Annotated in this window: 13 protein-coding genes; 9 read left to right on the top strand and 4 right to left on the bottom strand. The window is 50.4% G+C overall.

What is annotated here, in order from left to right; all coding sequences use genetic code 11:
- Positions 1–2: 2 nt before the first annotated feature.
- The gene (locus FH755_RS09335; protein ID WP_292440841.1) at positions 3–1,625 is read right to left on the bottom strand and encodes a protein adenylyltransferase SelO; all 1,623 of its coding nucleotides are present in this window, start codon (positions 1,623–1,625) and stop codon (positions 3–5) included.
- Between the two features lie 36 nt (positions 1,626–1,661).
- On the opposite strand from FH755_RS09335, the gene ald reads away from it, so the two are divergent.
- Positions 1,662–2,777, top strand: coding sequence for an alanine dehydrogenase (gene ald, locus FH755_RS09330; protein WP_292440840.1), 1,116 nt, complete (start codon positions 1,662–1,664; stop codon positions 2,775–2,777).
- A gap of 228 nt (positions 2,778–3,005) precedes the next feature.
- Here the strand turns inward: ald and FH755_RS09325 are convergent, their stop codons facing one another.
- Positions 3,006–4,028, bottom strand: a complete 1,023-nt coding sequence (locus FH755_RS09325) for a metal-dependent hydrolase (protein WP_292440839.1) — start codon at positions 4,026–4,028, stop codon at positions 3,006–3,008.
- A gap of 152 nt (positions 4,029–4,180) precedes the next feature.
- Between FH755_RS09325 and FH755_RS09320 the strand changes: the two genes are divergently transcribed.
- Complete coding sequence (locus tag FH755_RS09320) at positions 4,181–5,776, top strand: tetratricopeptide repeat protein (RefSeq protein ID WP_292440838.1); 1,596 nt, start codon at positions 4,181–4,183, stop codon at positions 5,774–5,776.
- Positions 5,777–6,333: 557 nt separating this feature from the next.
- On the opposite strand, the gene FH755_RS09315 is transcribed toward FH755_RS09320, so the two are convergent.
- Positions 6,334–6,477 (bottom strand): hypothetical protein, encoded by a 144-nt coding sequence (locus FH755_RS09315; RefSeq protein WP_292440837.1) that lies wholly within the window; start codon positions 6,475–6,477, stop codon positions 6,334–6,336.
- A gap of 21 nt (positions 6,478–6,498) precedes the next feature.
- Between FH755_RS09315 and FH755_RS09310 the strand changes: the two genes are divergently transcribed.
- Both FH755_RS09310 and FH755_RS09305 read left to right on the top strand, forming a co-directional pair.
- Positions 6,499–7,656, top strand: a complete 1,158-nt coding sequence (locus FH755_RS09310) for a Wzy polymerase domain-containing protein (protein WP_292440836.1) — start codon at positions 6,499–6,501, stop codon at positions 7,654–7,656.
- 145 nt (positions 7,657–7,801) lie between these two features.
- Positions 7,802–8,302, top strand: a complete 501-nt coding sequence (locus FH755_RS09305) for a prepilin-type N-terminal cleavage/methylation domain-containing protein (RefSeq protein WP_292440835.1) — start codon at positions 7,802–7,804, stop codon at positions 8,300–8,302.
- Positions 8,303–8,799: 497 nt separating this feature from the next.
- Here the strand turns inward: FH755_RS09305 and metG are convergent, their stop codons facing one another.
- A complete protein-coding gene (gene metG / locus FH755_RS09300) occupies positions 8,800–10,827 on the bottom strand; it encodes a methionine--tRNA ligase (RefSeq protein ID WP_292440834.1) in 2,028 nt (675 codons plus the stop codon).
- Between the two features lie 495 nt (positions 10,828–11,322).
- Between metG and FH755_RS09295 the strand changes: the two genes are divergently transcribed.
- The 5 genes from FH755_RS09295 to FH755_RS09275 all read left to right on the top strand — a co-directional run bounded on the left by FH755_RS09295 (position 11,323) and on the right by FH755_RS09275 (position 15,757).
- Positions 11,323–11,826: a hypothetical protein gene (locus tag FH755_RS09295; protein WP_292440833.1), complete on the top strand. Its 504-nt coding sequence runs from the start codon at positions 11,323–11,325 to the stop codon at positions 11,824–11,826.
- Positions 11,827–11,829: 3 nt separating this feature from the next.
- On the top strand, positions 11,830–12,417 hold the full coding sequence (locus FH755_RS09290) for a succinate dehydrogenase (protein ID WP_292440832.1): 588 nt from the start codon (positions 11,830–11,832) through the stop codon (positions 12,415–12,417).
- Positions 12,414–14,354 carry a fumarate reductase/succinate dehydrogenase flavoprotein subunit gene (locus FH755_RS09285; RefSeq protein WP_292440831.1) on the top strand — a complete coding sequence of 647 codons (1,941 nt, stop codon included), beginning with the start codon at positions 12,414–12,416 and terminating at the stop codon, positions 14,352–14,354. Before FH755_RS09290 ends, FH755_RS09285 begins: the two co-directional genes overlap by 4 nt.
- 225 nt (positions 14,355–14,579) lie before the next feature.
- Entirely contained in the window at positions 14,580–15,308 is a 729-nt protein-coding gene (locus FH755_RS09280; RefSeq protein WP_292440830.1) for a succinate dehydrogenase/fumarate reductase iron-sulfur subunit, read from the top strand.
- A gap of 77 nt (positions 15,309–15,385) precedes the next feature.
- Positions 15,386–15,757 (top strand): hypothetical protein, encoded by a 372-nt coding sequence (locus FH755_RS09275; protein WP_292440829.1) that lies wholly within the window; start codon positions 15,386–15,388, stop codon positions 15,755–15,757.
- Positions 15,758–15,793 lie beyond the last annotated feature (36 nt).

The raw sequence follows: 15,793 nt of genomic DNA, 5'->3' as shown, positions 1-15,793 counted from the left end.
CGTTAAGAACTGCAGGACAACATGGAGCAACCGGGGCGGTTGCGCGCCCAATCGGGTCGCTTGGCCGCATACTGCTGGTATTTAGGCTGCTCGTCATAGGGCTGTCTCATCACATCCAGTAATTCATCGACCAGTGAATAATCGCCTTGTTCCGCTTTATCAATCGCCATTTGTGCCAGATAGTTTCGCAGCACATATTTGGGATTGACCCGGTTCATTTTTTCTTTTCGCGTTTCATCATCAATGCCGTCCTGTTTGACGCGCTCGAGGTAACGTTTTAACCAGGCCGTAAAATCATTTTTATCGGCTTTGCTGAGACTATCCGGTGCGTAGAAAGCAATCATCAGCGGGGCCAGCAGTTTGTCCTCATCGGCGTTGATATCATCGACGCTGACATCAGCCAAATGACGATAGAACAGGGTCATATCGGTTTCCGTCAACTGCATGATTCTGTTCAGTTCCTGGTTGAGCTCTTCGTCTTCCGCCTTGAATTCGCTCAAGCCGAGCTTGTCAGCCCGCATCTGTTGCCATTTATCGGTGTAAACCGTGACGTAATCATTGAGGATATTGCGCAGCGCTTCAGCATCATCAATCAGCGGATAAATGGCATTGGCCATCTGTAATAAATTCCACTGGGCAATCTGCGGCTGTGCACCGAAGCGATATCGCCGGCCAACGGCATCGGTGGTATTGGGTGTCCAGTCCGGATCATAATCATCAATCCAGCCGTAGGGACCGTAATCAATCGTCAGGCCCAGCACTGAAGTGTTGTCAGTGTTGAAAACGCCATGAACGAAGCCGACCCGCATCCAGTCCACCACCATATCAGCAGTGCGTTCACAAATTTCCCGGAACCAGGCGAGGTAGGTGTCTTTACCGGGCTCACCCAGATGCGGGAAGTCAGTTTCCAGCGTGTAATCGACCAGCTGTCTGAGGGTGTCGATATCGCCACGCGAGGTGAAGATTTCATAGCTGCCCAGCCGCAGGAAGGACGGCGAAACACGGCAGACTACAGCACCGGGTTCGGCTTTGGGACGGCCGTCATAGAACATATCCCGGGTGACATCCTCACCGGTGGCGATGATGCTCAGCGCCCGGGTGGTGGGGATACCCAGGTGATACATGGCCTCGCTACAGAGGAACTCACGAATGGAAGAGCGCATCACGGCGAGCCCGTCTGCCATTCTGGAGTAGGGCGTTTCGCCAGCGCCCTTAAGCTGCAGACAAAAACGTTTGCCTTCCCTGTTAATCACTTCACCGAGATTGATGGCACGGCCATCGCCGAGCTGTCCGGCCCAGTTGCCGAACTGATGCCCCCCATAACATTGCGCATGCGGTTCCATGCCAGGCAGCAGTTCATTGCCGACAAACACACGGGTAAACTGTTCGCTCTGACATTCCGCTTCGGTGAGTCCCAGTTCGGCTGCCATTTCCCTGGAATAGGCAACCCGTTCAGGGGCTTTTACCTTGCGGGGTTTGACAAAGGAGTAGCAGGCACCGAGCACCTGGCGTCGATGGTTATCTGTTTCCGGATCGGCCGGTAATTCACGGACAAATTTATTGTCGAACCGGAAGTCGAGTTCACTGCTTGTTTCAGTGGCTGTTTGTGCTATATGTTCAGTCATAGGCCTCATTCTACCAACATAAAACCGGAGAAATTGATGTTAATCGGTGTACCCAGGGAAATTAAAAATAACGAGTACCGCGTTGGTTTGACACCGGCAGGCGTGCGAGAGTTGAGCAGTGCCGGACATCAGATCCTGATTGAGAAAGATGCCGGCACTGAAATCGGGCTCAGCGATGAAGACTACCGCCAGGCTGGCGCCGAACTGGTGGATGACCCGAAGGAAATATTCCGACGTGCTGAACTGATAGTCAAGGTCAAGGAACCGCTGGCAGCAGAGCGACAACAGCTCAGTGAGAACCAGACCTTGTTTACCTATCTGCATCTGGCGCCGGATGCAGAACAAACCCGCGATCTGGTGGCGTGTGGTGCCACCTGCATTGCTTATGAGACGGTGACCGATACAGCGGGCGGATTACCCCTGCTGGCACCGATGAGCGAAGTAGCTGGCCGGATGGCGATCCAGGCTGCCGCCCATGCCTTGGAAAAGACGCAGGGCGGCATGGGCGTGCTGATAGGCGGTGTGCCGGGTGTCGCCCCGGCCGATGTCTATGTGATTGGCGGCGGCGTGGTTGGTGTCAATGCCGCCCGTATGGCGATGGGGCTCGGGGCCAATGTCACGATTCTGGATAAATCCATTCCCCGGCTGAAAGCTCTGGATGAGCAGTTTGGTCCGCAACTCAAAACCATTTACTCCACTTCGGAATCGATAGAACAGGCAGCAAAAACAGCCGACATTATGATCGGTGCCGTATTGTTGCCGGGCGCGAAAGCACCCAAGCTGATTTCCAGCGCGATGCTGAAACAAATGAAAAACGGCGCCGTGCTGGTGGATGTTTCCATCGATCAGGGCGGCTGTTTTGAGAGTTCACGTCCGACGACGCATGATGAGCCAACCTATCAGGAACAGGGCGTCATTCATTACTGCGTGGCCAATATGCCCGGGGCGGTAGCCAGAACCTCGACTTTTGCCCTGACCAACGCCACTCTGCCTTTTGTGCTGGCACTGGCGAATAAAGGGGTAGAAAAAGCGCTGAAAGAAGACCCGCACTTACTCGCCGGATTGAATATTTATCGTCGCCAGGTGACCTACCAGGCCGTAGCCGAAGCGCATGGCTATGAGTACGTCAGCCCTGAAACTGTGCTGAGATAGACTGATGGAACCAAATGAGCAAGGAGGGCGCAGGGTGAATAAAAAGCCATCCGCAGATTTCGCTGATTTGCGCAGATTAGAAGTGGTCCAACGAAGAAGTTGTTTAACAACATGACTTCACGCTTGTGAGCAGCGCCGCCTCTACTTAATGTAATCTGTGTTCATCAGTGTAATCTGCGGATGATGATTCTAAAAGCTCTGTGACCTCTGTGCCTCCGTGGTTAATAACTAGCGATTAAACCCCGGCCCGAAATCAAACTGCACCGCCGGGTTCCATATCCGCTGCCAGACCCAGCGGATACCCTGTTCGCGGTTGGACTCGACTCTGACACGATTTGGCGTGGCGGGCACAATGCCATGACCGTGATTCTCAGCCAGATTGAAACGGAAAAAGTAGGCGGGCTCCATACCCATTCTGAGATCGGTCGCTATAATCTGCTCTCCTTGTTTTTCCAGCTTGAACAGACCGTTGGTAAACCAATCTATACGCTGAAAGGCAGGGAGTTGCTGAGTAGCTTCAATTAAATCGCCACCGCGATCGTAGCGGCGGAAAGTCAGTTTCTGACCGTCATCAAACAGCGAACGGAACCCCTCGTAATAATAGTCATCGCCGACCACGATAATGCGCCACAGCAGCGTATTAAAAGCGGTGGCCGAGACCTGCATATTTTCATATTCGATATTTTGCTGAGCGAGCGTCTGTTCGGTTTGCTGCATTATCCATTGTTGTGCGCCAAGACCCCAGAGCAGATAGACACAGCTGAATGCAAACCCATAGCGCATGATGTTGTGGCTGCGTCGACGCTGCGGCCAAAACAGGATGACGATAAAGCCGGCCAGCAGCGGCAGGGTATAGGTCGGATCGATAATAAAGACACTGCCACCGGAAACCGGGGGTGGCATAAATGGCCAGAACAACTGCGTGCCATAAACGGTTAAGGCATCCAGTCCGGCATGCGTGACCAGTACCAGCCAGATCATTAACCACCAGAGAGCGAAACTGAATGTTTTATCAAAGCGATGCAGCAGCGCGGCCATCACCGGCGCCACCGCGGTGTGAACCAGCCAGGAGTGGGTCCAGCTGCGGTGAAAAGTCATCGAATCGAGATCATTATCGTAGGGGATAAAGACATCGAGATCCGGCAGCACCGCGATACCGGCGCCCCATAGCATGGCTTTTCTGCGGGAATGCTTCCCGCCTACGGCATAACCGACAGCGCCGCCCAACAGGGCCTGAGTGATCGTATCCATCTGATTTTCAGTTAACTATTCTGTCTTTGTGCAGTGCATCTATTGAGAATGGCATATGCACGGTTGCGGGAAAAAATTCCCTGATATACATTCAGGGTTTGATTAAAGCAGGCTCAAGACCTGTACCGCCAACCTGCAAAGCCAGACTCACCATGAAAAAGAATGCGCAACTGAGACAACCAACGCAAGCAGAAATTCAACCGGTTCTGAATGCACTCAATAACGGCCAGCTGGCCGTGGCCGAATCCACCGCCAGAAAAATGCTCAAGCAGTTCCCCAATGCGTTTGTGTTGCATAACCTCTATGGTAATGCGCTGGCAGGGCAGAATAAGTTCAGGGAAGCGGTGGACGCCTTCCGTAAAGCACTGAAAATCGATCCGGGGATCGCCGAATTGCATTTTAATGTCGGTATTCTGCTGACCAATCTCAATCGCACTGAAGAAGCGATTCAGAGTTATAAAAAAACCGTCAGCCTGAAACCGTCTCTGGTCGATGCGCATTACAATCTGGCTGCAGCCTATCAGAATCAGCGCCAGTTTGAGCTGGCTGCCAGCAGTTATCAGAAAGCGGTTGAACTTGAGCCCGGTTTTTATGAAGCGATGGCGAACCTGGGTGTGGTGTTACAGGAACAGGGACAGTTGGTCGAAGCGGTTGAAGCCTATCGACGCGCCCTGGCCATTCATGAAGATGCACAGACCTGGTTCAATCTGGGCACCGCACTGAAAAATCAGGGCAAACTCGGTGACGCGATTGATGCCTATAATCACGCCCTGGCGATCAATCCCGATTACCCGGAAGTACACAGCAATATCGGTGAAGTGCTGCGTGAACAGGGACGCTACGATGAATCAGTCAAAGCCTATCAGCATGCGCTTTCGCTTGATCCGGCACTGCCGCTTGCCAATTACAGCCTGGCAGTTTACCTCTACGATAGCGGCGATCTGGAAGGGGCATTAAAACACTTCCAGCAATCGCAATATGCCGACTGGCAGGAGCGGTCGCTGTATTGTCTCTATAAAACCGGTCAGTTTGATGCCTTCAGGCAGGGGCTGGATGAGCTTAAACGCAGCAAGGATAACTCGCCGTTTCTGGCAACGCTGGCAGGGCACTACGCGGAAAACTTCGGCGTTGAGAATGACTATAACTTCTGTAAAAATCCGCTGGATTTTGTCTTCCACACCGAAATAGCTGAACTCAAAGGCGACAGCGAGCTGTTGAAACAACTGCTGCACGATATTGAAACCTGCGACGCTGAAGAAAAATCCCAGGGCAGGCTCTATAACGGTGTGCAATCTTCCGGCAATTTATTCAAACGTCCGGAAGCCTCTTTCAGAAAACTGGCGGAATGTGTAGCGGATGCGGTAGAGCGCTATCGTCAGACTTTCGCTGGGGAAAACTGCCAGTTTGTTAAAGCTTTCCCAAAAAACACCGAATTTGCCAGCTCCTGGTATGTGCGGATGAAAATCGGCGGCCATCTCAACTCGCATATTCATGAAGAGGGCTGGGTCAGTGGTTCACTGTATTTGTCACTGCCGACCAATAAACAGCACGAACACGAAGGCAGTATCGAGCTCAGCACCCATGGCGATGAATACCCGAAGAAGCATGATAACTTTCCTACCAAGACCATCGCGCCTGAAGTCGGCGACCTCGTTATGTTTCCGTCCTCGGTATTCCACAGAACCATCCCATTCAGTTCTGATGAAGAACGCATTTGTATTGCGTTTGATCTAAAGCCGGCGGTGTAGGTTGGGGTGAGCTTTTACGAAACCCAACAATAATGCTGACATTGGGCTTCGCGCCTCAGCCCAACCTACGGCAGTTTGAATAATCTGAAGACTTATCGCCACTTCAGAGCCTGCTACAATCATCGCGCCTGTGCGCGAAACACAACAAAACAATTCAGAAGGATAGCTAGATGACAAATTTTGGCCTGCTCAGAAAAAATAATTTGACTCCGGCCGAAATCATTCTGGCAATCGTATTTCTAATTGCCCCGTTTTATTATCATGACAACATTGGCGGTACGGGCCTGAACCTTCCTACTAATATTACGGTCTGGGCATCGGTCAGCGTTTTTATCTGGTTAGCCGTCAAAAAAGTGCTGCAGCAATCGGAATTGCTGCTGCCACATAGCGTAATGTTGCTACTGGCCTTTCCTGTGCTTGCCACAATCAGCGGTTTTATATCTGGGGTAGCTGAGCCGATTGAGTGGGCTTTCAGGCTGCTGTTTATTTGGGGTGGTGTCTTTTTCCTGCTGGGCCTTTTCCAGTTTGACTTCAACCGCGCCCAAAAAGACAAACTTTTATTCCTTTTGATCATAGCCGGGCTGCTGCATGGTCTCGTCGCCTGCGTGCAATACTTTCAGCCTGAGGGCATGACCATTTTTCTCCCCACCTCCAAAGGGACCAATATTGCCACCGGTGTTTTCCAGCAGATTAATATTCATGCCTCTTTTCAGGCGACAGTGGTGCTCATTGCCTGGTATTTGATCAATCGACCTTTGGCGAGATTTAACACAATCGTAAAAGGCCTCATTCTTGTCACAGCCTTTGTCTCGACATTTATCGTTCTCAGCAGTGGTTCCAGAGTAGGGTTCTTGTCTCTGCTGATAGGCTTGATTCTGCTACTGATGATCTGCTGGCCAGTGATTAAACGAAATAAGAAAAACAGTTTAATGATGTTGGCAGTCGTGGCGCTGGCATTATTGACGAGTCTATTTAGTGATGGCTTCAGCCGTCTCGCAGACAAATCTGCAGAGGTTCATACAGAATATAAAGCCAGTGAAAGAATTGGTATTTTCCTGATTTCTGCAGAACTGGTGAAGCAGGCGCCCCTAGTCGGCCATGGTCTGGGAAGTTTCGAGTCAGTCTGGCAATATCAGAAAGCGGATTTTCAACAGCGACATCCTGATTATGAGCTGATTGATGATTATGTCAGCCATCCACACAACGAGCTTTTGTTCTGGCAGGTTGAAGGCGGTCTGCTGGCGAGTGCAGGAATTCTGGTTAGCTTCTTCACCATTTTGCTCATTGCCTGGCAGTCTAGAGCAAGATATGCGATAGCCTTGCTATTTCCTTTTGCCTTTCATAACCAGGTGGAATTACCGTTTCATATTTCAGCCACAGCCTGGTTTGCTTGTCTGTTTCTGATCTTTATCGCCTTATCGCACTCAACCAAAAATACCTATAAGGAATTTTTATCAGTGCCAATGACAAAGGCGATGAAGCTGGTGAATCATATTTGGTTGATACTGGCGATCTTATTCTACGGTCACACTGCCTGGGCTAATTATCAACTTGAACTAGCCACCACACCCAATGGCAATGCCAATCTTACGATTCCTTTGATGAATCCGTATTTCACTAAAATTGCTGAAGATTTCCGGATGCAACAAATATTCAGAATGAGTTCTATTGAGCGAAACGTGGACATGATGCGCGTTTTTAACCAGTGGCAGCAGGAAAGCATTTTGGTGCGCCCGACAGATTTTAATTTCAAAATGCTGATTGCTTCTTATCAGAATCTGAAAAATAGAGAGCAGGCCTGTAAAACTGCTGAAATAGCCAGCGATATGTATATTGATAACGAAGAGTTCAGGCTTTACCGGGAGAGCTGCCAGAAGTGACAAAAATTGTCAGGAAGTGACCAATTTCTTAGTGGTAAAGTTTGAAATTAAAATTAATTCAATAAATATCAATATCTTAATAACTGGTATGAATGCTGCTTATAGCTCTCTTGCAATTAATTGCGTTTCTTTAAAGGAGTAGAAAATGAAACAAGTTCAAAAAGGTTTTACCTTGATCGAACTGATGATCGTTGTAGCGATTATCGGTATTTTGGCGGCGATCGCGATTCCGGCTTACACTGACTACATTACCCGTTCTAAATGGGCTGATACAGTGTCTTCAGTTGCTTCAATGAAAACAGGTTTGGCGGAATGTATTGAGGACCACGCTAAAAATCCTGATGGGAATTGTGAAGCAGCTGCCGATGTTGCTGAATACGGAATCAGTGCGGACGCCTTTACTGCGGGCAATTTAACCACAAAATATGGTGCGGTAGTTACTATTGACGCTACCCCATCTCATGGCAGTGTTGCTATCCAGTTGGACGCAACTAATGCTACAGAGTTAGGTACTGAGGGATGTATCTTTGAACTTATACCAACATATAAGAGCAATACTTACATTGAGTGGGTCCCGGTTGAAGCAAATAATGACACAACATGCTTCAAATATGTCAAAGGTGCTTCAGATGGTTCAGCTATCTAATGATAAGCTATGAAGTCAGACGCTAATCAATGGGTCAGACACGATTGATTTAGCTTTGACCTGAAAGATGCGAAAGAGCCTCGGTGTAACAACCGGGGCTTTTTTGTTTGTAGGCGAAGCGCTAAGTTTTTATCGAATGTTTCAAAAGGATTTGAGCATGGAGTTTCTCAAGGTTTGAGATATTGGGGCAACCGCAACATGTTATTGTCCACAGCAGCAATCGCCGGAGTATTTTTGTTGCTGATATTGATAAGGTTCTTTATCTGGTAATTGGCTAGGGCGTATCGGTGATATAAAGTCGAGCCAGATTCTGATGTGCGTTAGATCGGCTATTTAAAGGTAAAGAGAATACCGACCCAATAGCCTGTCATCGCGAGAAACCGTGGCGGTCCAGTCCTGATTCAGAAGGGGGATAGATTGCTTCGTCGCAGTCTCCTCGCAACGACAGACCAGTGCGGGTTAATGCGCTCCCTGTGCCTCTAAGATTTAATCCAGAATCACTTAACCCGCATACCCGGCTGTGCACCGTCATCCGGGTTCAGAATAAAGAGATCCTTGCCGCCGGGACCGGCCGCCAGCACCATGCCTTCTGACAGGCCAAACCGCATCTTACGCGGTGCCAGGTTGGCGACCATCACGGTCAGTTTGCCGATCAGGTCTTCCGGCGCATAAGCCGATTTAATACCGGCAAATACCTGTTTTTCTCCCAGCCCGATATCCAGCGTCAGTTTCAGTAATTTATCGGCGCCCTCGACATGCTCGGCGTTAACGATTTTGGCGATGCGCAGATCAATTTTGGCAAAATCATCAAACTGGATTTCATCGGCAATCGGATCGAACTGCTCAGATTGGGCAGCGGGTTCAGCTTTGGGTTGTTCTGCTGCCATCGATTGTTTTGAGTCGGCCACAATGGCGTCCAGTTTGTCTTGTTCAATACGGGTCATCAGCGGTTTGAACTGATTGATTTGATGACCCAGTAACGGGCTTGATATATCAGACCATTGCAATGGGGCGATATTGAGGAAAGTTTCTGCCTGTTCAGCCGTGCGTGGCAGAACCGGTTTGAGGTAGGCAATCAGCACCCGGAAAAGGTTAATGCCCATACTGCAGATGGCCTGCACTTCATCCTCTTTACCTTCTTCCTTGGCAAGCACCCAGGGTTTCATTTCGTCGATATAGACGTTGGCGCGGTCCGCCAAAGCCATAATTTCACGCATGGCCTGACCGAATTCACGGGCTTCATAACGCTTGGCAATGGCTTCAGCCTGATTAGCGAAGTCTCTGAACAAAGCAGGTTCACTCAATTCATCTGCCAGTTGGCCATCAAAGCGTTTGCTTAAGAAACCGGCACAGCGGCTGGCAATATTGACGACTTTACCGACCAGATCGGAATTGATGCGGGTCTGGAAATCTTCAAAGCTCAAATCGATATCATCAATACCGCTGCCCAGTTTGGCGGCAAAGTAGTACCGCAGGTATTCCGGATTTAAATGGTCCAGATAAGTGCGGGCTTTGATGAAGGTACCGCGCGATTTGGACATCTTCTTACCGTCGACGGTGAGAAAGCCGTGGGCATAGATATTATCCGGCTGACGGAAACCGGCACCTTCCAGCATGGCGGGCCAGAACAGGGCATGGAAATAGATGATGTCCTTGCCGATAAAGTGCACCATTTCAGTGTCACTGCCGGGCTTCATAAAGCTGTCGAAATCAACGCCTTCGCGGTCGCAGTAATGCTTGAAGCTGGCAAGATAGCCGATGGGCGCATCCATCCAGACATAGAAAAACTTGTTGTCAGTATCAGGGATTTCAAAGCCGAAGTAGGGCGCATCGCGGGAGATATCCCAGTCCTGTAATCCGCTGTCGAACCATTCGCCCAATTTGCGGGTAACTTCCGGTTGCAGATGATCGCTGTGGGTCCATTCCTGCAGGGTTTTTTCAAAATCGCCCAGTTTGAAGAAGTAGTGCTCGGATTCTTTGGTAATCGGCGTCGCGCCGGAGACAGCAGAGACCGGGTTTTTCAGCTCGGTGGGCTCGTAAGTGGCACCGCAGGCTTCACAGTTATCGCCATATTGATCGGCGGCCCCACATTTAGGGCATTCACCGCGGATAAAACGATCCGGCAGGAACATTTCTTTTTCCGGGTCATAAGCCTGGCTGATAGTGCGGGCTTCAATATGACCGGCATCACGGTTGGCCAGGTAAATCCGGCTGGCCAGTTCACGATTTTCGTCACTATGGGTGCTGTGGTAATTGTCAAAGCCAATCGCGAAGTCGGCGAAATCAGTCTGGTGTTCTTTACTGACTTCACTGATCAGTTGTTCCGGCGTGATCCCCTGATTTTGTGCCCGCAGCATGATGGGCGTACCGTGAGCATCATCGGCACAGACATAATGCACTTCATGGCCACGCATTTTCTGAAACCGTACCCAGATATCGGTCTGAATATATTCAACCATATGGCCCAGGTGAATCGAGCCGTTGGCATAGGGAAGGGCACTGGTAACCAGAATTTTTCTTTGCATGGTGGGGGCCGTGTTTTTCGCGATGGGAAAAACGACAAAAGATACCAGAAATCGGGCGCTGACACCATGTAAGCAACGTTAGATGAACCACAAAGGCACAACAAACACGGAAAATAATTTTTTGCTTATCAGGACCACTGCTTTGGAGAACAAGCATGTGATTGAAAGGCACGAATCACCGAAGCATTTAGGTCAACTTGCGGCTTCGGGGACTGGATTGCTTCACTGCATTCGCAATGATGTGCGGGTGGAGAGCGGTCATACACTTATTAAAACTTCGATCACAAGCCACAACGGAAACTTTATTTATGTTGTAAGGAACGAAGCAATCCAGCATTGTTCTCAATCAGCACGGCAGACTCAATGGATTTGATCTCTGTGAGCCCGGTGCCCCCGAGGCGAATTTATGATCCAGAGCTATTGAAAGTTGCCCGGCTTTAGTCTAGATTGAACTAAACAACTCTTATATAAGACTTGCAGTTTGTGAGGGATTTGATGGAGCTAGACCTACACGATATACACCCCGATTCTATTGAGCTTGCGCTTGATAAGGCTCGTCAGTATCGCTCTCTGCACGAGCCTGAAATTGCCGAGAGTATCTGCCTCGATATCCTGCATATAGAGCCGGAAAATCAAAAAGCGCTGGTGCTTTATATTCTGGCGCTCAGTGATCAACTGCACCATGCCGGCAAGAAAACCCAGGTACAGGCGATTGAGCAGGCGATTCAGAAACTGCAGAGTCGTTATCAGCAGCATTACTACACCGGGCTGCTTCATGAGCGCCGCGCTCGCTTTATGTTGACCCAGAGCATGGCCCGGGTGTTTGCCTATGACTATTTCATCGAAGCCCTGCAGTTTTATCAAAAAGCAGAGAAAATCCGCCCCGAGCACAATGATGAGGCGATCTTGCGCTGGAATAGCTGCATACGCACCATTGAAAAAGAGAAGCTGAAACCGCGACCGGATAATAAAGACGCCAGACTGGATATGGAAAGTTAAGTCATGACGCTATTGCAACTCAGAAAACGCACGATGACGTTGGCGGGCAGTGTGATGACCGCTTATCTGATTTTCCATATGCTGACTAACCTCAGCTTTTTTTCTGCCCCTGCTTTTGAACAATTCTATGCGTTCTACAATCAGGTCTGGATTCGCTGGCCGTTGCTGGCTCTGGTGCTGATTGCCCTATTCATTCATGTCAAAGCCGCCATGGCGATTCGAATCAAGAACAGCCAGGCCAGGCAGGTCGGCTATAAAAAGCATGACAAACTGCATATTCCGGCACCGTTGGTGTCACTGAGCATCGTGCTGCTGCTGATTTTTATTCTGGTGCATATCGGCCAGACGTTAATGCTGGATACCAGTCAAGTCAGGCAAGCCATGCTGGACTGGTTCAGCTCCGGCTGGATGCTGTTGTTTTATCTGGCGGGTCTACTGATTCTGGCCATGCATTTACTGCATTCACTGGTCAATGTGTTGCAGACATTAGGCATAAGCTCCAGCATGCATCGACTGTCAATCAGTTCCGGCGTCGTGCTGCTGACAATCGGATTTGCCGCCGTTCCACTTTATATCTGGATCACCGCATGAGTGAATTTGAACTCGACAGTCACGCGCCCAAGGGCCCATTGCAGGATCGCTGGAAACAGCATAAGTTCAATTCCCGCGTGGTGAGCCCGGCCAATCGTAAAAAATACACGGTAATTGTGGTGGGAACCGGGCTTGCCGGTGCCTCTGCCGCGGCTTCTCTGGGTGAGATGGGCTACAACGTCAAAACCTTCTGTTTTCAGGACAGCCCGCGCCGTGCCCACAGTATTGCGGCGCAGGGTGGTATCAATGCCGCCAAGAATTATCAGAATGATGGTGACAGTGTCTGGCGTCTGTTCTACGACACGATAAAAGGGGGAGACTTCCGGGCGCGGGAATCCAATGTGTTCCGTCTGGCCGAATTGAGCACATCCATCATTGATCAGGCTGTTGCCCAGGGCGTGCCTTTTGCCCGTGAATATTCAGGCTATCTGGCGAACCGTTCATTTGGCGGGGCTCAGGTGTCACGTACCTTTTATGCCCGTGGTCAGACCGGGCAGCAATTACTGCTCGGCGCCTATCAGTCGATGAGCCGCCAGATTACTGCAGGCAGTGTGACACATCGCTCACGCTGTGAAATGCAGGATCTGATCATGGATGGCGACCGGGCGATCGGTATTGTGACCCGTGATCTGGTGACCGGTGAACTGGAAAGTCATCTGGCAGATTGTGTCGTGCTATGTACCGGCGGCTACAGTAATGCTTTTTATCTTTCCACCAATGCCAAGGGATGTAATGCCTCAGCTATCTGGCGGGCACACAAAAAAGGCGCATTGTTCGCCAACCCCTGTTTTACTCAGATCCACCCCACCTGCATACCGCAGCAGGGTGAGTTGCAATCCAAGCTGACGCTGATGAGTGAGTCGCTGCGTAACGACGGCCGGGTATGGGCACCCAAAAATAAGGCTGATGCCGATAAGCGGCCGGAAGAGATTGCGGAAGACGAACGCGATTATTTTCTGGAACGGATGTATCCCTCATTCGGTAACCTGGTCCCAAGGGATATCGCCTCGCGGGCGGTCAAGCAGGTTTGTGATGAAGGACGCGGTGTCGGTGCTGAAATTGATGGCCAGAAGCTCGGGGTGTACCTCGATTTCGCTGACGCCATCAGGAATCAGGGGCTGGAAGCGATACGTGAAAAATACGGTAACCTGTTCCAAATGTATCAGCGGATCACGGCTGAAGATCCCTACCAGACGCCAATGCGGATTTATCCGGCAGTACATTACACCATGGGCGGGCTCTGGGTTGACTATAACCTGATGACCAGTATTGATGGTCTGTTTGCCGGCGGTGAAGCTAACTTCTCCGATCACGGCTCTAACCGGCTTGGGGCCAGCGCCTTAATGCAGGGCCTGGCTGATGGTTATTTTATACTGCCCACGACGGTTTCGGATTATCTTGCCCGGCACAAGCCCATCAAAGCGGATCAGTATCAGGCTCAGGCGAGTGCTGCAATTGAAGAGGCACAATCACGCATAACACGGCTGATGAATGCCCCCGATGCCTCTGTCACCGCAGACGATTTTCACCGCCAACTCGGCCAAATTCTCTGGGATGCCTGCGGTATGGCGCGTGAAAAGCACAGCCTGCTGGCGGCCATCGATAAAATCAAGGCACTCAGGGACGAGTTCTGGCAGAAAGTCAAAATTACCGGTGAGGCAGAGCAACTCAACCAGACCCTGGAACGGGCGGGACGCGTTGCTGACTTTTTTGAACTGGCCGAACTGATGTGTCTGGATGCACTGGACAGGGAAGAGTCCTGTGGTTGCCATGCCCGTGAAGAACATCTGACTGACGACGGTGAGGCCAGGCGCAATGATATGGATTATTCCTATGTCGCAGCCTGGCAGTACAGCGGTGATACCAGCCAGCCGGTGCTGTTCCGTGAATACCTGCATTTCGATTTTGTTCGACCCAGCATAAGAAATTATCAGTAATCCTGAAATCCTCAGTTGACCGCAAGACATGATGAAAGATACTGAATTAACAAACAGATACTGGTACGCAGATAATGACGCTGCCAGACAAATTTGTGCTGGCCCCAAAGTTGCAATACGGCGTTGCCGCTCCTGGCAAGGGGAGCGGCCCCTGCCTGCGAACGCCACCTTGTCTTGTCCACTTGGTTCTCAGCACAAGTATGGTGTTCAACAGAGGTTCTCAGGATGATATTTAAACTCAATATTTGGCGACAAAATGGCCCTGATGCCGAAGGCTTTTTCGAAGCACATGAAGTCGATGCCAGTGAGGATTCATCATTTCTGGAAATGCTGGATGCACTCAATGAGAATCTGATTCTGGCCGGCAAAGAGCCGGTGGCGTTTGATTTTGACTGCCGGGAAGGCATATGTGGTTCGTGCAATCTGGTTATCAACGGCACGCCGCATGGTAAACACAGGGCAACCACCACCTGCCAGCAGTACATGCGCGATTATAAAAATGACAAAGAACTGTGGGTCGAACCCTGGCGGGCTACGGCTTTTCCGGTCATTAAAGACCTGATCGTAGACCGAACCGCCTTTGATCGTATTATCCAGTCGGGCGGCTATATTCCGGTTCGAACCGGTTCTGCCTGCGAAGCCAATACGCTGCCAGTTGAAAAAGAAGTGGCTGATAAAGCTTTTGATGCTGCTACCTGTATAGGTTGTGGAGCCTGTGTCGCGGTCTGCCCTAATGCTTCGGCCACCCTGTTCGTGGCAGCGAAAGTGGCGCACCTGTCTACCTTGCCCCAGGGCCAGCTTGATAAGGAAAGGCCGGCCAAGCTCCTCAAGGCAATGGAAGAAGAGGGCTTTGGCAGCTGCAGTAATTACCGTGAATGTGAACGCGTCTGCCCCAAGGAAATCAAGGTGACGAACATCACTAAGATGAATCGTCTTCTGTACCGCGCAGGCTAGAGATTCTCTGCTGGCTATTTGCAGTGAAAATGCGTTAATCTCAGTTCAGGTTTCAGTATTCGCTAGGGAGAGTGTGGATGGAAGTGGCCCTCTTTATTCTTATTGTCGGTGTGCTTGCCGTTTATTTATTGCTTATACGTAAGAAAAAACCGGAATCCCCGGTACCTGAAATTCACAAGCATCCTTATGCTGCGGTACGAATCAAACCTCATCAGCATGCCTGTAATGCCGCGTTCGATATGTCTCACCGGGTGTTCCTGGTTTCAGAGGCACCGACCCTGCCGCTCAATGACTGCAATAAAGCCGACAGCTGCCGTTGTGGCTATGTGCACTATGACGATCGCCGCAATGGACACGATCGCCGTGGTGAGAGCATTGTGATGCGGGATGCCTACAGCAAAAAAGAAAGAAGAAACGAAGAACGTCAGGGCCGCCGCAAGAGAGACTGAACACCCTGTCTGCGCGTCAAATCGCCACCACAACAA

It is taken from the genome of Methylophaga sp. (genome assembly GCF_009711715.1).
GTDB lineage: Bacteria > Pseudomonadota > Gammaproteobacteria > Nitrosococcales > Methylophagaceae > Methylophaga.
The sequence above is the reverse complement of the archived record's forward strand: the minus strand, read 5'-3'. Positions and strand labels throughout refer to the sequence as shown.